Origin of the sequence: Kitasatospora sp. NPDC052868 (assembly GCF_044547105.1) — a bacterium.
GTDB lineage: Bacteria > Actinomycetota > Actinomycetes > Streptomycetales > Streptomycetaceae > Kitasatospora.
The window spans coordinates 20,960-38,660 of sequence record NZ_JBITZW010000032.1; the positions used below are offsets into that span (position 1 = coordinate 20,960).

16 protein-coding genes are annotated in these 17,701 nt (G+C 71.1%); 11 read left to right on the plus strand and 5 right to left on the minus strand.

Annotation, left to right across the window (positions count from 1 at the left end; all coding sequences use genetic code 11):
- Positions 1 to 82: 82 nt before the first annotated feature.
- From ACIGZJ_RS33300 to ACIGZJ_RS33310, 3 genes are read right to left on the minus strand one after another with little or no spacing between them, the layout of a single operon-like run.
- On the minus strand, positions 83 to 835 hold the full coding sequence (locus ACIGZJ_RS33300) for an rRNA methyltransferase (RefSeq protein ID WP_396460778.1): 753 nt from the start codon (positions 833 to 835) through the stop codon (positions 83 to 85).
- A 41-nt stretch (positions 836 to 876) separates the two neighbouring features.
- The gene (locus ACIGZJ_RS33305; RefSeq protein WP_396460779.1) at positions 877 to 1,785 is read right to left on the minus strand and encodes a TrmH family RNA methyltransferase; all 909 of its coding nucleotides are present in this window, start codon (positions 1,783 to 1,785) and stop codon (positions 877 to 879) included.
- A 55-nt stretch (positions 1,786 to 1,840) separates the two neighbouring features.
- Positions 1,841 to 2,452, minus strand: a complete 612-nt coding sequence (locus ACIGZJ_RS33310; protein ID WP_392930892.1) for a hypothetical protein — start codon at positions 2,450 to 2,452, stop codon at positions 1,841 to 1,843.
- A gap of 765 nt (positions 2,453 to 3,217) precedes the next feature.
- On the opposite strand from ACIGZJ_RS33310, the gene ACIGZJ_RS33315 reads away from it, so the two are divergent.
- Positions 3,218 to 5,005: a hypothetical protein gene (locus ACIGZJ_RS33315; protein WP_396460780.1), complete on the plus strand. Its 1,788-nt coding sequence runs from the start codon at positions 3,218 to 3,220 to the stop codon at positions 5,003 to 5,005.
- Positions 5,006 to 5,408: 403 nt separating this feature from the next.
- On the opposite strand, the gene ACIGZJ_RS33320 is transcribed toward ACIGZJ_RS33315, so the two are convergent.
- Positions 5,409 to 5,711, minus strand: a complete 303-nt coding sequence (locus ACIGZJ_RS33320) for a hypothetical protein (protein WP_396460781.1) — start codon at positions 5,709 to 5,711, stop codon at positions 5,409 to 5,411.
- Between the two features lie 213 nt (positions 5,712 to 5,924).
- Here ACIGZJ_RS33320 and ACIGZJ_RS33325 point away from each other — a divergent pair, with 213 nt between their 5' ends.
- Entirely contained in the window at positions 5,925 to 6,860 is a 936-nt protein-coding gene (locus ACIGZJ_RS33325; protein WP_396460782.1) for a hypothetical protein, read from the plus strand.
- Between the two features lie 90 nt (positions 6,861 to 6,950).
- Here ACIGZJ_RS33325 and ACIGZJ_RS33330 read toward each other — a convergent pair whose 3' ends face one another.
- The gene (locus ACIGZJ_RS33330; protein ID WP_396460783.1) at positions 6,951 to 7,700 is read right to left on the minus strand and encodes a DNA-methyltransferase; all 750 of its coding nucleotides are present in this window, start codon (positions 7,698 to 7,700) and stop codon (positions 6,951 to 6,953) included.
- A 563-nt stretch (positions 7,701 to 8,263) separates the two neighbouring features.
- Here ACIGZJ_RS33330 and ACIGZJ_RS33335 point away from each other — a divergent pair.
- The 9 genes from ACIGZJ_RS33335 (at position 8,264) to ACIGZJ_RS33375 (ending at position 17,660) form a co-directional block, all read left to right on the plus strand.
- Positions 8,264 to 9,430 carry a C40 family peptidase gene (locus ACIGZJ_RS33335; RefSeq protein ID WP_396460784.1) on the plus strand — a complete coding sequence of 389 codons (1,167 nt, stop codon included), beginning with the start codon at positions 8,264 to 8,266 and terminating at the stop codon, positions 9,428 to 9,430.
- Between the two features lie 83 nt (positions 9,431 to 9,513).
- Complete coding sequence (locus ACIGZJ_RS33340; RefSeq protein ID WP_396460785.1) at positions 9,514 to 9,822, plus strand: DUF6112 family protein; 309 nt, start codon at positions 9,514 to 9,516, stop codon at positions 9,820 to 9,822.
- 2 nt (positions 9,823 to 9,824) lie between these two features.
- Entirely contained in the window at positions 9,825 to 10,526 is a 702-nt protein-coding gene (locus ACIGZJ_RS33345) for a hypothetical protein (protein WP_396460786.1), read from the plus strand.
- Positions 10,527 to 10,572: 46 nt separating this feature from the next.
- The gene (locus ACIGZJ_RS33350) at positions 10,573 to 12,015 is read left to right on the plus strand and encodes an ATP-binding protein (protein ID WP_396460787.1); all 1,443 of its coding nucleotides are present in this window, start codon (positions 10,573 to 10,575) and stop codon (positions 12,013 to 12,015) included.
- Between the two features lie 147 nt (positions 12,016 to 12,162).
- Positions 12,163 to 13,632, plus strand: coding sequence for an SCO6880 family protein (locus ACIGZJ_RS33355; protein WP_396460788.1), 1,470 nt, complete (start codon positions 12,163 to 12,165; stop codon positions 13,630 to 13,632).
- Positions 13,633 to 13,664: 32 nt separating this feature from the next.
- Positions 13,665 to 14,114: a DUF6238 family protein gene (locus ACIGZJ_RS33360; protein WP_396460789.1), complete on the plus strand. Its 450-nt coding sequence runs from the start codon at positions 13,665 to 13,667 to the stop codon at positions 14,112 to 14,114.
- A gap of 17 nt (positions 14,115 to 14,131) precedes the next feature.
- Positions 14,132 to 15,637 carry an ATP-binding protein gene (locus tag ACIGZJ_RS33365; RefSeq protein WP_396460790.1) on the plus strand — a complete coding sequence of 502 codons (1,506 nt, stop codon included), beginning with the start codon at positions 14,132 to 14,134 and terminating at the stop codon, positions 15,635 to 15,637.
- Between the two features lie 211 nt (positions 15,638 to 15,848).
- Positions 15,849 to 16,418 (plus strand): hypothetical protein, encoded by a 570-nt coding sequence (locus ACIGZJ_RS33370; RefSeq protein ID WP_396460791.1) that lies wholly within the window; start codon positions 15,849 to 15,851, stop codon positions 16,416 to 16,418.
- 120 nt (positions 16,419 to 16,538) lie between these two features.
- Complete coding sequence (locus ACIGZJ_RS33375) at positions 16,539 to 17,660, plus strand: hypothetical protein (protein WP_396460792.1); 1,122 nt, start codon at positions 16,539 to 16,541, stop codon at positions 17,658 to 17,660.
- The last annotated feature ends 41 nt before the right edge of the window (positions 17,661 to 17,701 follow it).

Consider the following 17,701-nt stretch of genomic DNA (forward strand, 5'->3'; position numbering starts at 1 on the left):
ACCCGGGGCGTCCACCCCCCATTGGTCCGCCCCGACCGACTCGGCCCGATCTGCTCAGCGCTACCAGCTCAGCCCGACCGACTCAGCCCGACCGGCTGCCCGTGAAGCGGCCCGCGGGCACCAGGGCCACCGCCCGGGTGCCGATCTTGAAGGACTCCGCGGCACGCACCCCGCCGAGCGGCACCTTGCGGCCTCGCGTGGTCACCGCGAGCACCGCGTGCGGGGGCAGCACCGAGGCCACGGCGGCGAGCATCTCCGGTACGCCGGCCTCCCCCTCGACACCGAGCCAGCCGGTCTGCTCCCCGTACGGGACGTCGGTGATGACGATGTCCGGAGCCCGCCCCTCGACGGCCTCCGCCAGGTCCTCCCGATCGAAGGCGTTCGCCCGGCGGACCTCCGCCGGGAGCCGGCCGCCGTCCCGGGCGAGGCCGCCGGCCAGTCGGCGGGCGGCCTCCGCGGCCTCCAGGTAGGACGGCTTGCCGAAGCGCTCGGCCCGCTCCTCCAGCACCTGCGCCCGGCGCGCGAGCGCGTCCGGGTCGAGCAGGGCGAGGTTCTCCTCGGCGAGGGCCAGCGCCTCGTCGGCGAGGTCGGTGGCCAGCACCGACCCGATCGCCGGGCGGTGCAGCAGCCCGAGCACCGACAGCAGGTGGCCGCTGCCGCAGCACGGGTCCCAGAGCACCGCGGGGGACCCGTCGCCGCGCAGCGCCAGGGCGCGCAGGAACACCTCCGAGGCGAGCCGGACGGGAAAGGCCGGGAACCCGGGCGCGGAGTGCAGCACCGAGCCGCTGGAGTAGTCCGTGTAGTCGGCCTTGGCGAGCACGTGCCGGTAACTCATGGATCAATCCTAGAGGCCGGGCCTGGCCCGACCACTCCCGGCTACACGGCAGGGAACCCGCGCTGGCGAGCGGCCTCGTAGAGCATCAGCGTCCCGGCCGAGGCCGCGTTGAGCGAGCTGGCCGCACCACCGATCGGGATGGACACCACCTCGTCGCAGAGCTCGCGCCACCGGGTGCTCATGCCCACGGTCTCGTTGCCGACGACCAGCAGGACGGGCCCGGTCAGGTCGCAGTCGGCGACCGAGGTGTCGCCGTGCTCGTCGGTGCCGACGATCTTGACGGGCACCCCGCGCTCACGCTGCGCCTCCACCCACTCCAGCACCTCGCCGGGCGACTGGCTGCGGACCACCGGCAGCCGGAACAACGAACCCGTACTGGCCCGCACGCACTTGGGGTCGTACACGTCGGCGGCATGGCCGGTGACGATCAGGCCCGCCGCCCCGAACGCGTCCGCCGAGCGGACCAGGGTGCCGATGTTGCCGGGGTTGGTCGGCCGGTCGAAGGCGACCCCGAGGAAGTCGGGCCCCGGCGCCAGGCGGTCCAGGTCGTCACGCGGCAGGCTGCCGACGGCGATCAGCTCCGGTGCCGTGGACTCCCGCTCGCCAAGCTCGGCCAGCAGCTCCGGATCGACCGCGGTCGCCGGGATCCCGCTCTCCTCCAGGAGCCGCTGCGCCCAGGAGGACAGCCGCTGCTGACCCGCCGGGTAGAGCAGCTGCTGCACCGGCCAGCCGTACTCGACGGCGAGCGTGACGGGCCGGACGCCGTGGATGAGGAACTGGCCGAGCCGCTGCCGCTTGTTCCGGTTGGTCAGCAGTGCCTGCCACGTCTGGAACTGTGCGTTGCGGCTCGAAACCCGGCCGGCCGAGCCGGTCCTGGCAGGTGCCTTCGACGCCGCCGACGCCCCGCCCCGCCCGTGCCGCGATTCGCCCCGGTAATCCCTGTCCGACATGCGGTGATCCTAGCAACGGCCCCCCGCCGCCCCGCCCGCTGCGACCGGCCGGGGCCTAGGAAACGAACCCCACCACCCCGAATCCCGGGCGCTCCTGCACCCTGCGCAGCCACCCGAGGACGTCCATGACGGCCTCGACCACCTCGGGCTCCAGCGGCGGGGCGTGGTTGTCCCGCTTGGTCTGCTCGAACTGCTCCAGCGCCTCCAGGCACTGCTCGTACGTCCACTCCCCGCAGCGCGGCAGGTCGTAGCAGGGCACGCCGTCGGGCATGCCGCCGTAGCGGCCGAGCTCCGCCACCGAGACGGCGGTGATCCGCAGCGCCCGCAGCCCCTCGTCGACCGTCTCCAGCCAGTCGCCCCGGAACGGGCTGAAGGAGGAGTTGTCGAGGAAGGACCCGGTCAGCGAGCACAGCCGCTTGTAGGCGTACCCGTACTGGAAGGCGTACCGCCGGTCCTCCGGGTAGGGCCCGCCGTACACCACCGTCCGCAGCGCCTCGTACGCCGTGGGGGCGCCGTCCGCGATCTCGGACGAGAACCAGCTGTCGTCCGACGCCAGGTCGTCGCCGAAGCCGGCCTGGACCGCCTGCAGCAGCTGGTCGTCACGGGAGCCGACCAGGGCGCGCGCGGCCTTGGGGTCGAGGAGAAACACACTCAGGGATGAACTCACGTGATCACGTTAGCCACCCGCACCGACGGTCCGACCGGTCACCGGACCACACCCCCGAAGCCTGCCCAGAGCCCCCACCCGACCCCCACGCCCGAGCCCCGGAAAGGCAAAAGCCCCAGGTCACGGCGAGTGAGTCCCGGGGCTTTCACAGAGCCGCCTATGGGATTCGAACCCATGACCTACGCATTACGAGACCAACAGGGATCGTGTTGCGTGGTGCCGCCCCGTGCCGTCTCGTGACATCTTGCCTGATCAGAGCATGTGCGGCAGGTTGGCCTGTGATACCCCATGTTGCACCGTCCAAAGGCGTCCGTCCACCGGCTGTCCACCGGGACAGCTCCCCGAGGCACCGATGGACAGTCAGTGGGGGCTTGTCGGAACTCCACAACAGACAGGACCATCGCGCCCTGCCTGGCCATAGCCGCGATGGCCAGGCTGCCGCACCGCTTCGGCGGAACGCGTGCGGGCACCGCACCAGGCGTCAGGTAGTCGTCAAGGCTGCCCGCAGTACGCAGAAGCGCCACCCGGGACCATACTCCTATCGAGTGAAAGGCGGCGCGGGTCACCTCATCGCCTGCCACCCATGTGCTTTGCTTGTCGGTGCCTGGCTAGGTGCCAGACGCGGGGCCCTACCCGACCTCTGTGGGTGCCGACGCGGAATCCCTGAACGTTGCTGGTGAGCATGGCGGCTGGGCTACCTCTATAAGTACCTCGCACCTCGACGCTCTCTGAACACCTGGTCGGGCAGGTCCTTTGGAGCTAGCGATGCAGTACGACGACTTCCTGGCCACCGCGCGTGGAGAAATCACTGGTGAGTCCCTCACCCGCTCTCGCGCCGCTGTGGGCCGGATGGAGAAATTCAACCGGCTGATCGAGGAAGCCCCGGGCGTCCAAGCGCTGCTGGAGTCGGTGGTGCTGGAGGGGATCGGATTCGCCAACCACCGGGGCGGTGCGCCCTTCGGAGTGCGGGCCGCGATCGGCGAGCACGGCCGGCTGGAGTTGCGGGTCGAGGATGAGTCGGTGATCGAGGGTGTTCTCGTTCAGCTTCCGCATGCCGATCGGAGAGGTGTCGTCCGCGGGCTCCGAGGGCTATTGGCGCAGCACGTCGACCGCGGTGTGGAGCTGACCATCCCGGCGGCGCGTGACAGGTGGCGCCAGGAGGGCGATGCCGTGGTCGTGCTCCGTGGGAGCGATGGAGTTCACCCGCCAGCTGTTCTGGAACGGCACGAAGCCCAGTGCGTCGAGGCGCGCGTGAAGCCTCTGTGGACGCCGGAGGCGTTGGCGGACTTCGGCCCGGTGAAGCCCGAGCGCCGCAAGACAAGCACCACCCCGACGTTCTTTCAGAGGCACAGCGCTTCGGGACGCCTCGCCAGTCGGGTTCTCCGACGCCCCCGGATTTGGGATCGGCTGGCTGGACATCTCCACGTCTCGGTTACCTGCAGCCTGGCTGAGCACGGGCAGGACTGGACCGTCTCCCGAACCGTCAGCCGCAAAGTGCCCCTGCATGACGACCGGCTGCTGGAGATTCTGCAGGACCAGGTCGTGGGTCCCGGGCTTCGGCTGTCCGATCACGCCTGCGACCAGTCACTTTGTGTGATGCGACTCGTTACCGACCGGCTCAAAGCCGACCGGGGAATGGTGATCGTCACGACCACCCACGGCACCCGGGCAGACGGCTCGGGAGAGCCGGGGCGTTCGTTCGCCGTACTCGGCGAGCGGCCCGGGACCACTCCCTCATCCCGGTCTGCCCAGTCTCGGGGTATGGGGGTCGCCGTTCAGATCGCCGCGCTGTCCGGTTCCGGGTCATCGAGTTTCCTGCACGATCTCGCCATCCAGGTCGGTGCGCGCTGGGCTTGCGAGGGCAGGAGCGTTGGCGTGCTCCATGCAGTCGGCGACGATCCGAGTTTCGACTTCTCGCGCCCGGTATGGCCGCCCGTCGGATTGTCGCCTGCGTCGCCATCGTGGGCCAGGCTCCGTCTCGACCACGGCGACGGGCAGCTGTTCGGGCTTGAAGTCGACGTTGAGGACGACCAGCTGGAAGTACTTGTCGCCGAAGCGAAGAACCGGTTCGACCGGGTCCTCCTCGTCAAGGACGATCGCTGGGAGCGCATCTTCAGGCCGGCCGACGCCCACGTGCTGGTGACCGAGGCCAAGCCCTTCGAGCGAACCCTGCTCGTTCCCAGGCGGGTTGGTCCACCGGTCACAAGGCAGCTCGACCCGAGCACCTCCGCGCTCCGATGGCACGAGCGGACCTTCCACGGCTCCGCCGTCTCCAGGTTCCCGATGGCCGGCCTTGTCGTGCTCGACCTTGAGGGCCACTCGGGTTTGGCAACGGACGAGTTCACGCGACTTGCCGAAGCCGAACTCGCTGAACTCGGCACCCCCGTCCTCGCCAAGATTCCGGCTCGCACGCTCTACAGGACCGCGCCGCCTCCACCGACTGCCCTGGACGACTCCGAGAGCCCGGTGCAGACCTGCATCGCTGGCATTGCCGATGCGATTGATGCTTCCCTGGCATCCATCCCGGCGAGCGCGGCGACCAACGCCTCCTGAATTAGCGGGAGTTCGGCGGCTTTGCGAATTGCGTGGTCCTCAATTGGGCAGCAAGGGCTTGCGGCGAGGCGACGATCTACGAACGCCCGTACAGTCGGCTGACCAGCAGCTGTACGGCGGACGCTGCCCATGGGAGCCAGCGAGGCGGGCGAGGAGCAGGCCGACCGCCTGCTCCTCGCCCGCGAAGGTCGCCGGCACCCCGGTGGTGAGCGCCTACTTGATGCTCACGGCCAGGTGCTCCAGCTGCGCAACGTTGGCTTCGCTGTTGGCCGTCGGGCGAGCTACACCGCCAGCTTGATGAGCTGTCCTGCAACGTCCCCGTTGTCGGCGACGCGGGTGTCGTCGGCGCCGGGGCGGAGCCGCTCCTATGCGAAGGTCAGGCCAAAGCGAGCCCGCAGTTTGCTCAAACCCTGGGTGCGGCACCATCATCGGTCAACATCAGAATCTGCCAGGCACCGACTTGGGGGTACAGGTGCTGGGCGATCTGCTCGGCCGCACCCTCCAAAGTCGGGCTCGTCCCGACGGCACGCTCATGGCCACTAACCCCGCGACGACGCGCGTAGGTATGGAAGCCGTCCCGGTGCCGCTCGACCCACCCGTCTCCGCGTGCGCTCGTTCCTCGGCGGCTCATGAACACCGCCCACTCCTGCTCCGCCCGGAACGGCCTCCCGGGTGCCACGGTGATCATGTTCACGAGGCTCGTCATACCGAGATGATGGCAGGCATCGGCCGACATCGGGGTCCGGTCACGAGAACCTGCCGTCCGGCAGGCTCCCGGCCGCCGATCCGGGGCTCCGGCCTTGGCGGCCGGGTGGGTCACCACCTTTTCGGGTCCCGAGTCGGGGGAACAGGAGTGAGGAGGAATACGTCGCTCCTCTTCAGGATTGGTTACTCCGTACAGCCGTAGAAGGGGGCGTGGGTGGCTGATCTGAAGGTGTTCCGGCTCGGGGCGGACGGCCAGGACGTGGAGCTGCGCAGCTCGACGGTGGCGCTGGAGGTGCAGTTGCAGCGCCGGGTGGAGGCCAGCATGGAGGCGATGCTCGGAATCCGGTTCCTCGCGTCGGAGTACCCGACCGGTCCGTGGCACCGGGGCCGGGTGGACTCGCTCGGCCTGGACGAGAACGGCGTGCCGGTCGTGATCGAGTTCAAGAAGGGCAACGACAGCGGAGTCATCTCGCAGGCCGTCTCCTACCTCACCTGGCTGAAGAGCAGCCACCACGAGTTCGAGGCCCTGGTCAGGGAGAAGCTAGGGTCCGAGGCGGCCGAGGCCATCGACTGGCGTGCTCCCAGGGCGCTGTGTATCGCGGCCGGGTTCTCGCACCACGACCGGGTGGCCGTTGGTGACCTGGGTCGGCAGTGGCCGATCGAGCTGGTCCGCTACCGGATCTTCGACGGCGGGCTGCTGAGCCTCCAGCTGGTCGAGCCGGTCTCCGCTGCCGTCAGCCAGGCAGCCGTGCGTAGATCGACCACGCCTTCGGTGTCGACGGCTGCCAACGGAGCGGCCGAGCTGCCGGTGGTCGGCGACGTGCCGGAGTGTCTCCAGGATCTGTACCGCGAGCTGGACGAGGTGCTCACCGCGTCGGGCGAGGTGGAGACCGTCGTCCTCAAGCACTACATCGCATACCGACGGCTGCAGAATGTGGCGAGCGTGATCTTCCGGCCTTCGGTTTCGCACCGGGTGATCCTGGTGTACCTGCGGCTGGACCCGGACACGGTAGAGCTGGAGGAGGGCTTCACGCGCGATATGCGCGGGATCGGCCACCTGGGCACCGGGGACCTGGAGGTGCGGATCACCTCGGCGGACGACCTCAAGAGGGCGGGACCGCTGATCGAGCAGGCGGTTCAGGCTTCCTGACGAAACGGTGAGGGCGGCTGGAGCTTTGTGCTCCGGCCGCCCTTTCCCGTCTGCGGCCCCGTCGGTGCGGCCTGCTCAAGGCTCTCACGATCACGCCTCCGGGCCGGCGAGGACGAAGTCGTCCTGCGTCAGCTCCGCTCGCAGCCGCTGCTCGGCGACCTCGGCGTAGTGCGGGGAGAGTTCGACGCCGACGAAGCGCCGGCCTTCTCGCAGCGCGGCGACGCCAGTCGAGCCGCTGCCGGTGAACGGGTCGAGCACGACACCGCCTTCGGGGCAGATCTGGACGAGCTGCTGCATGATCTCCACCGGCTTCTGGGTGATGTGGACCCGGTCCTTGCGGGGCTGGCTTGCGATGAAGTGGCCGGGAAGGTAGATCGCCCGGCTGTTGTCGAGGGTGCCCTTGACGCCCCAGCTGATGAACTCTGCGGACTGCTTGAAGCCTCCCTTCCTCGGTCGGCTGGCGGGCTTGATCCACGGGATGGTTCCCTGCCACGTCCACCCGGCCATCTGCAGCGCGTCGCTCGTCGTCGGCTCCTGCCGCCAGTCGCTGAAGACCACGGCGACCGCGTGCTCGGTGCTCGCCCGGTACGCCTCGGTCAGCAGCTCGGTCAGCCAGGAGCGGTAGGAGCGCTGGTCGCGGTTCTCGCCGGGGAAGGTCTTGAGGTCGTGGGCGGAGTTGGACGTCACGTACTTGGCGCGGGCGTCGCGGCTGGTGCGCTCGGAGCTGGTCCGGCCGCCCGAGTTGTACGGCGGGTCGGTGATGACCGCGTTCACGCTCTCGTCGGGCAGGGACTTGAGGACGGTCAGGGCGTCGCCTCGGTGCAGGGTGAAGTTGCTCATGGTGGCCTCTCTCAGGGCAGGGTGGACCCGCTCCCGGCGGCGCCCGGCGGCTGCCGCCGGGAGCGGGGATGACCGGGACGGTAGCCGCGATTCCCGGCCGGACCTAACGGCGGTGCGAGGGGCGTCGTGGCTGGTGAAGGCCCTGTTTGGTCCGGCCGGACTTCGGGTCTACTGTCTCGCCATGCCAACCGGGCAAGAGGCCAACTCGGCCCGGGACGGCTCGTGTTGATCCGTGTTGTCCCGTCCAGTGGGGCACCCTGCGGGTCTGCACTCCCCTTCGCACTCTTCGAGGAGACCTCGTGTTCCGGCTGAGATTACGAGCGCGGCTGGCTGCCGCGCATGACCCGAGACCGGCGTCCGAGAGCTACCAACTCCACTGACCCGGGCCCGCCCTAAGCGGCGGATTCACTACCGGCGCGGTGCCGGCGACTTCTTTGCACGAGAGGCCGGCACCGCGTCTCCTACGAACCCCGAGGAGCCGCTGCGATGCAGCATGCCCTGGCACAGCCCTGCCTTGATCCACCGCTTCCGGCCGCTGTCCGCTTCGCAGAGCGGCGGCGACGATGAGGAAGACCGCGGGAAGCCTCGTCAGCCTCGTCGCGGTCGGCCCGCTGGTCCTGGCCCTGCCGATCGTGGTCGCCGCCGCCGGGAGCGCCTCCGCCACCTGTGTCCCCGGGGGTGATTCACAGCCTGTGGATACAGCCGCCGTCGCCCAGCAGGTGAAGGCGATCCTCAACGGATCGAGCCCGCTCAGCGCTCCAGGCGTCGCCGGGCTGGACAAGCCAGCCGAGCAGATCCCCAACGCCCAGGCCATCCAAGCCACCGGTATCGCGATGCACATCCCTGTCCGCGGGCAGGTCGTCGCGCTGGCGACCGCACTCCAGGAGAGCGGTCTGCGCAACCTCAACTACGGCGACCGCGACAGCCTGGGCCTCTTCCAGCAGCGGCCGTCGCAGGGCTGGGGCACGCCGGAGCAGATCATGCAGCCGGTGTACGCCTCGACGAAGTTCTACGAGGGTCTCCAGCAGGTCTCCGGCTGGCAGTCGATGACGATCACCCAGGCCGCCCAGGCGGTGCAGCGGAGCGGCTTCCCGGACGCCTACGCCAAGTGGGAGCCGTTGGCGACAGCGCTCCAACAGGCCATCGCACCGCTGCTGGCCAACCCCGGGACCGGCTCAACCCCGTCACCGCCCGCGACCGCAAGCCCGTCGCCGACCACCCCGTCTCCCACCACCCCTCCGGCGGGCAGCGGTTGCTCGACCGCAGGCGGCGACGGCAGCAACTTCGGGACGATCCCGCCCGGCACCCTCCCGGCGGGCTACACGATCCCGGCCGACGCACCGCCCCAGGTGCAGACCGCCATCCGCTGGGCGCTAGGCCAGCTCGGCACTCCGTACCAGTGGGGCGGCACCTGCACCGACTCCCACGGCACCGACCCGATGGGCCGGTGCGACTGCTCGTCGCTCATGCAGATGGCCTACAAGGCGGCCGGGATCACCCTGACCCGGACGACCTACACGCAGGTCAGCGAGGGCACGGCCGTCTCCGCCGGCGCTCTGAAGCCGGGCGACCTGCTGTTCACCCGAGGGACGGCCGCCGTGCCGGAACACGTCGGGATGTTCATCGGCGGCGGCCTGGTCGTGCAGGCCCCCAAGACCGGTGACGTGGTCAAGGTCTCGCCCCTGGCCGAGTGGTCGCCTCAGATTCTCGCGGCCCGCCGGATCGTCTGACCGGCGCTTCTCCTCCCCCCTCTTCTCCTTCCCCTCTTCTCTGCGGTGCGCCTTGGCGTGCCCGGATTCCCCTGGAGTTCCTCATGTTCCTCGCCGACGCGGTCACCCACCTCGCCTTCGACCCGGGCATCCAGCCTAACGAGGGCGGCCTGCCCGGCCTGTCCGTACTCAAGCAGGTGATGGGCTCGCTGAACCTGTTCGGCATCATCGCGGTGGTCGGCGCCCTCGCGGTCAGCGCGGGCGTGTGGGCCTGGGGCCACCACTCGGGCGGCCACCAGGCCGAGGCCAACGGCAAGAAGGGCGTACTCGTCAGCGCCGGTGCCGCACTCCTGCTCGGCGCGGCCAATGGCGTGGTCGCCTTCTTCTCCGCGCTGGGCAGCCAGGTCAAGTGATCATGCAGAAACGTTCCCTCTCCTCTGTGTCCCGCAGCGGGAAGTCCGGCGGCGCCCTCGTGCGCCGCCGGGCGCTGCTGGGCACCGTGGTCCTGGTGGCGCTCGTCACCCTGGCCGGCCTGTTCTCCTACCTCACCCGCGACAACCGGGAGCCTTCCAACCGCACTGCTGCACATCCGACTTCGCCCGCCACGGCCACTGCCCCGGCTTCGCCGCCGGCCCAGCCGAGCGGGCGGTCGGCAGCACTGCCCACAGCGCCGGACACCCGTGACCCGATCACGTTCGCGAAATCGGCGGCGGTGGCCCTGTGGTCGTACGACACCCGGGCCTACTCCCAGCCCGAGCTGGTGGCCGCCCTGCACCGGTGGCTGACGACCGAGGGTCGGTACGTCGACGCCGAGTCGGTCGAGCGCCAGGTGCCCTCGCCGATGCTGTGGGGGCGGATGGCCGACTCCGGCCAGTTCGCCACCGCGACCGTGGCCGAGGCGCACTTCCCCGACGGCTTCACCCGCGCGCTGCAGGCCGACCCGGGGGCGATCACCCAGGCGTACGTCTACGCCGTCACCGTCTCCGGCAAGCAGTCCATCGCCTGGAACGGCTCGCCCCAGGGCGGTGCCGAGGACCGCTCGGCCACCCTCGCCGTGCAGTGCCGCCCCGACCGTCCCTGCGCTCTGGTCGGCGTGATGCCGTCCGTCGCGCCCTGACACCCCGAAGGAGGTGCCCTTCGTGGGCGTCTGCGACATACCCCTGATGAGCCAAGTCTGCTCCGCAGTCGATGCGGTCAGCTTCGTCTCCAACCCCGGCAAGTCCATCACCGACGGCATCGGCGCGTGGATCGCCAAGAGCATGGGCGAGTTGGCGGCCAGCGCCACCGACCTCGCCGCTCGGGCCGTCGACCAGACCACCGCCATCGACCTGAGCGCCCCGTGGTTCAGGGACAACTACCAGCTCATCCTGCCGATCGGCCTGATCCTCACGGTCGGCACGTTCTGCGCCCAGCTGATCCTGGCCGCCTGGCGGCGGGACGAGCGCGCCCTCGCCCAGGCCGCCTGGGGCACCATGACCGGTGTCCTGTTCTCCTTCTGCGCGATCAGCTTCACCGCCGTGGCCGTCACCACGGTCGACGCACTGTCCGCCGGCCTGTTCAAAGCCGCGAACACATCGGTGGACGACGCGGTCAGGCGACTGGTCAAGGTCAGCGAACTGGGGGCCATGTTCCCCCTCGGGTGGGCAATCCCCTCGCTCGTCGCGGTCGGCTGCGCGATCGGCGCGTTCCTCTACTGGGGCGTCATGGTCGCCCGCAAGGTCGGCGTCCTGGTCCTCGTCGCACTCGCGGCGTTCGCCGGGGCCGGCGGCGGCTGGGAGGTGGCCAAGCGCTGGCGTCGCGGCTGGATCGAGGCGACCGCCACCCTGGTGGTCAGCAAACTCCTGATGACCGTGGTCTTCCTCGTCGGCGTCTCGGCGATCGGCAAGACGGACGCCAAGGACGGCCTCGGCGCGTTGTCCGACGCCATGGCCGGAATCGTGATCATGGTGCTGGTCTTGCTCTGCCCGTATGCGGTCTACAAGTTCGTCCACTGGGCAACCGACGGCGGCGGCCACGACGACCTCCACCGCACCGGCGTCGCCGGGATGGCCGTCGCGGCAGGAGCGGCGAAGACCGCGGGCAGCCTCGCGATGCAGATGGGCACCGGAACCCCCATGCCGCAGGGGCCGAGCCAGGTACCCGGCGTGGACGGGGGCGGTGCCGGTGGCATCGACCCGACCGGGCGCATCAGCAAGGAGGGCATCGACGCCGGTCCCGCGCAGCAGCCGTCGACCTTCCGCTTCGGCGAGGACCCGAGCGCGCCCGGCGACCGCGGACGAGCCCTGGTCACCCGGCCCGGCATCCCTGCCCTGGTCACCCGCCCGTCCTCCGAGGGCGGCGGCGGACAGCCGCAGGCCGAAGGCGGCGGAGAGCAGGCAGCCTCGGCCACTCCGGGCAGCGGGGGCTTCTTCACCGCCGGCGCCGTCGCCCCGCCGAGCACGGGTTCGCCCGCACCCTCGGCCCCAGCCGCGCCTTCGCCGTCAGCCCCGGCTCCGGCTCCGGCTCCGGAAGGCCCATCGGCGGCCGGACCGCCTTCGCCCGGGACGTCTGCGCCCGATCCGGTCCGGTTCATCTACCCGAACCAGCCGCCCGCGTCCGGCTCCTGACCAGACCCCACCCCGGGGCGGGCCGCCGCCTGCGGCCCGCCCCGGCCCCACCGCCCATTCCCCACTGCCCAAGGAGTCCAGCCATGACGTCCAGAAGAGCGCCGCGCCCCCGCCCTCCGCCCGCACGCTCACCCCTCTGGAACCTCGATGTCCTCAATCCCGAAGCCCGACGCTCCCGCGTCGGTCAAGTTCCCGCACCGCAGCCGCCGTGGAATCCTCCTCGGCCTCAGCGCCTCGCAGCTGATCACCGTCTCGGCCACCGGCCTGCTCCTGCTCGCCGTCCTCGTCACGCGCGGCGTCGTCGGCGCGCTTCAGCTCATACCCCTGTGGGCCGGAGTCGCCGCATTCGTCCTCATCCGCTACCGGGGCCGCACCCTGGCCGACTGGGCACCGATCGCCGTCCGCTACGCGCTCCGCCGCTTCCGGGGCCAGCTGATCTGGCTCGCCCGGCCCTCCCGTCGGCCGGTACGCGAAGGACTGCTGCACCTGCCCGGCAGCGCGGCCAGCCTGCGCGTACTCACCGCCCCGGACCGCCGCTACGGCGCCGTCCACGACCCGCACGCCGGAACGCTCACCGCCGTCGTGAAGGTCAGCAGCCGCGCGTATGCCCTCCTCGACCCCGGCACCCAGAACGCCAACGTCAACGGCTGGGGCCGCTCTCTGGCCGCGTTGGCCCGCACCGGCCACGTCGCCCGCATCCAGGTGATCGAGCGGACCGTCCCCGACTCCGGTGACGCTCTGCGCCGGTACTGGGAGGAGCACGGCAAGCCCAACGCCCCGCTGGCCGGCGCCCTCTACGACGAGCTGATCCGCGGCGCGGGCCCGGCCGCCGCCCCCCACGAGTCCTACGTCGCCATCGCGCTGGACTTCAAGGCCGCCCGGCGGCTGATCAACCAGGCCGGCGGCGGCCTGATGGGAGGCTTCAGCGTCCTCGCGCAGCTGACCTCGGCGTTCGAGCAGTCCGCCCGGACCGCCGGGCTCAACCCGAACGGCTGGCTGTCCGCCACCGAGATCGCCGCCGTCGCCCGCACCGCCTACGACCCCAAGGCCCTTGCGGCACTGGACCGCTGGTCCGAGGACGGCCGCCCGGCGGCCGACCCGGCAGCAGCCGGTCCGGTGGTCGTGGTGGAGAAGGCCGACCACATCTCGACCGACTCCGCCCACCACACCACCTACTGGGTGGAGAACTGGCCCCGGACGGAGACCAGCCCCGGGTTCCTGCACCAGGTGATGTTCGCCCCCGGCGTGCGCCGCACCGTCTCCCTCGCCTACGAGCCGAAGGACCTCGACGCCGCGATGCGCGACGTCCAGCGCAAGAAGGCCAGCGTGATCGCTGACTCGGCCGAGCGCGCCCGCAAGGGCCAGGTCGCCTCCGAGGCCGACTCGGTCGAGTACCAGGACATCCAGGCCCGCGAGCGGCAGCTGATCGCCGGCCACGCCGATGTCGCCCTGACCGGCCTGCTGACCGTCTCGGCCGACACCGAGGAGCAGTTGCGCTCCGCGTGCGCGGTGGTCGAGACGGCCGCCGTCGGTGCCCAGCTCGACCTGCGCCCGCTCACCTGGCAGCAGGCCGAGGCGTTCACCGCCTCCGCCCTGCCGTTCGCCCTCGCCGCCTGATGCCGGCCCCCCTTCGCCGAAAGAACACCCCGATGCCGGCCACCACCGCCAACGCGCAGGACTTCGTCCCGTACGCGACCGCCGCGATCGACTTCCATCGCGCGCTGAACGTCCCCGCAGGCCCGCTCGTCGCTTCACGGGCCGAGCTGGACTCCCTCCACGAGCACCTGGTCGCGTTGCACGGCCTCCTCGACGCGCATGCCCAGCGCGCCTCCCCGCTGCTGCCGGTCGAGGGCGACCACCTCAAGGCCACCCGCACCCGCCTGTGGCAGGCCGCCGAGCACCTCCACGCCGCCTACCACTCCTCTCCCCGGCCGGGCAGCGGCGAGGTCCCCGACGCCGAAGCCTGCCGGGCCCGCCGACCCGAAGGCGCCCCGGAGCTGAGCATCTGCCGCCGCCACCAGGAGGCCGCCCAGCTGGTCCGCCGCCGGACCACCCCCGCCGATCTGCACTCGCCCTTCACCGGCCTCGTCCGCCACTGACTCCGGAATCCGTGATCATGCCCAGGAACCGCGCCACCGCTAGCCCCCTGTTCGTCCCCCGCAAGACCTCCCGCGCCCAGCAGCGTGCCGCACGGGCCGAGTTCGCCGAGGCCCGCACCAAGGCCCGCCTCGCCGAAGCCCCCTCAGAGCGAAAGGAGTTCGAGGGCGTCGACCCCGAGCTCCAGGCCACCTACCCCGTCTCCGGCCGGCCCGGACGCGCCTCGGCACGCGGCGGAAAGCTCCGCCTGCCCAAGCACCGGATGACCACCGCCGTCGCGGGCGGCGCGTATCCGTTCCTCGCCGAGGCCGGACTCGGCTCCGAGGGGATCTTCATCGGCCGGGACCTCCACGCCGAGGGCAGCTTCTGTTACGACCCGTTCGCCCTGTACAACTCCGGCCGAATAGAGGGTTTTACCAACCCGAATGGAGTTTTGTGCGGGGTGATCGGAATGGGCAAGTCGGCGCTGGCCAAGTCGATCGCCACCCGGGCCATCGCCCACGGGTACAAGATCTACATCCCGTCCGACCCTAAGGGTGAGTGGTCCGCTCTCGCCGAGGCCCTCGGCGGCCAGACCATCGCGCTCGGCCCCGGCCTGCCCGGGAAGTTGAACCCGCTGGACGCACCGGCGCGGCCTTCCGGGGTGAGTGAGGAGGACTGGACCAGTGAGGTCCGTAAGCGGCGCCTCCTGCTGCTGGCGAGCCTCGCGGCCACTGTGCTCAAGCGCGATCTGCTACCGATGGAGCACACCGGTCTCGATGTTGCGCTCGACCTGGTCGTCGCCGAAGCCGAGGCGGCGGACACCGTGCCGCTGCTGGGTGATATCGCCCATGCCCTCGGCCGCCCCGAGCGCCTGGACGCCGCCCTCGGCGACGAGGCCGGCGGCCTAGGCCGGTCTGTCGACGACCTGGCGCACGCCCTGCGCCGCCTCGTCCACGGCGACCTCAGCGGCATGTTCGACGCGCCGTCGACCGTCAGCTTCGACCCGGACGCGCCGATGCTGTCGATCGACCTGTCGCGCCTGGGCTCCAGCGGCGACGACACGGCCTTGGTGTTGGCCATGACGTGTGCGAGCGCGTGGATGGAGTCCGCACTCGCCGACCCCGACGCCGGGAGGCGCTGGGTGATCTACGACGAGGCGTGGCGGATCATGCGGCATGTCGGCCTCTTGGAGCGCATGCAGCAGCAGTGGAAGCTGTCGCGCGGCCTCGGCATCGCCAACCTGCTGATCCTGCACCGGCTTTCCGACCTTCTCTCCGCGGGGGACGCCGGATCGCGCGGCCGGGTCCTGGCCGAGGGCCTCCTCGCGGACTGCAGCACCCGGATCATCTACCGGCAGGAGCCGGACCAGATCGCGGCGTCCATGGTCCTGCTCGGCCTCACCGGCGTCGAAGCCCAGGCCATCGCCGCTCTGCCCCGCGGGCGTGGCCTGTGGAAGGTGGCGGGCCTCAGCTTCATCGTGCAGCACCTCCTCCACCAGCGCGAGCGCCGTCTCTACGACACCGACTTCCGCATGAGCGCATAGGCTAACTTCCCATCAAATCAACCGAGTTGAGGGCCAGTGCCGCCCTCGCTCGCAGCACCGGCGGACGCCATGGTGCCGGGGCCGAGGCGGTCCCCGCCGCCCCGGCCACCGCACCGGCAGCGCGCCGCATCCGCTGACCGTCCGCGCCCTATGCGGCACCGGAGGCAACGATTCCAACCGCCAACCGACCTTGAGCAGGGACTTCACCATCATGAACAACCCGAGCTACTGGGTGTACGAGGGGAGCCGTCGCAGGCCCGGCGAGCTGGCGAGCGATCCGGCCCATCTCCCCGACAACGCTTCGCCGCTCTACCGCCCGTCCTCTTCTCCGGTGCAGGCGTCTTCGCCGGGCCTCGACCGCGCCAGCCGCCGTCTGGCTGCCGCCGACGAGTCGGAGTTCCCGAGCCTGTTCGGCCAACTCGTCAGCAGCAGCTTCGGCGCGGTCGACCAGCTCCACGAGCTGCTCAGCACCGCCGCGGACTGGTGCCGGAACCACGACGCGCGTCAGTACGGGGCCGAGTTGGAGACCCTGGCGGACCGAGTCGCTGACCTCGGCGAGGAGCTGCACCTCGTCAACGACAGCCTCGGCCGTGAACTCGCCGCCCGGAGCAACCGGCTGGCCGCCGCTGTCAGCCGGTCCCCCTCACGTCCTCCTCGGCCCGCTCCCACCTCAGTGGCTCAGGCCGCCGCCGCCCGGGAGGGCGCGCGAGGGCCGGCCCCGATGCCCCGGAGCCAGCCGCCGATCGCTGCGGCCTCGCCCGGACGCCGCCGGTCACCCTGACCGGCGCTACCACCGGATCACGGCCCCGCCAAACCGGCGGATCTCCGCATCCTCGTCCTCGCCCCCTCACCTCCCGCCGGCCCCGGCGCTCCGCCAGGCCGCCCTCTCGAAGGAGAGCCCGTGGATCCCGACTGCGTAACCGTGCTGTTCAGCGACACGGGCGGAGGCATCAACGCCCGTGTCTTCGGGCCCTTCACCCCGGACAAGCCCGGAGACACTGCCAACCGCCAGCGCTACGCCGACATCACCGTTCCGCTCGAACAGCGGGGACTCGACTGCACCGTGGACTTCGGCCTCGACGACTACATCGTCAACGCGGAACTTCCCGACGGCAGCCATCTGACGATCTCGCCGGAGCAGTCCGACTACCCGGACGACACTCCTCCGGGCTGGCTGGTAACGCGCTCGAACCCCGACGACCCCGACCTGTTCGAGATCGTCTACGACAGCCAGGCCGGCGGCCCGGCGCAGTTCAACGCGGGGAGCGTTCCGCACCTGCTGGCCGGGGTCGACGCCCGGCTCGACGAGTTGGGCGTCGCGACACGGGAGCAGGCGGCGGCGCTGCAGCAGCGCGCCGAGTCGCTACTGCACCGGGCTGGCTTCGTCCCCGTCGTCCGCTTCCGCGACAGCTACCACCGGCTGCCCGCTGGTATGGATGATCCCGGTGAACGGCAGGCAGCGCTCGGCCGGGCTCTCGACCTCCTGCGCGACGAGGGGTACGGATACGCCTTCCCCGCTGACCTGCGCCCTGTGGATCCGCGACCCACCGCAGCCCCGCGCAACCAGGCCAGGGTCTCGCTGCCATCGGTCGGCCGGACGATCGCCGAGGCCGGCCACACGCGGGAGGTCGTCGAGGCGCTCAGCGAGCTGACCGCCCCCGGCGACGGCGTCCTCGATCAGGTGATCGGTGTCCTCGACCAGACCGCCGAGTGGTGGGAGGGCCTCGGCGGCGCCGCTGATCCGCGCTACGCCGCGCGCCTGCGCTACATCTCCGAGCACGTCGGGGGCTACGTGCGGGAGGTCCGGGCGATGCGCGGCGACCTCGCCGACCGGCACGCCCCGCACCCCGGCCGCTCCCGGTCGGCACCCCCGCCCGTCCGCGCGACGGCCTCCGACGAGGCCAGGGTTGCCGCCGCCCTCGCCGCCTCCCCGACGGCAACCCGCACCCTCACGGGCCACCCCGCCGAGCCCGCCCTGGCTGCGGCTGCCGCCGCTGTGCGCCCGGCCGGGCCCCGCCGCTGACCACCACCGCCCGGAAGGAGCACCACATGCCTCGTACGAGC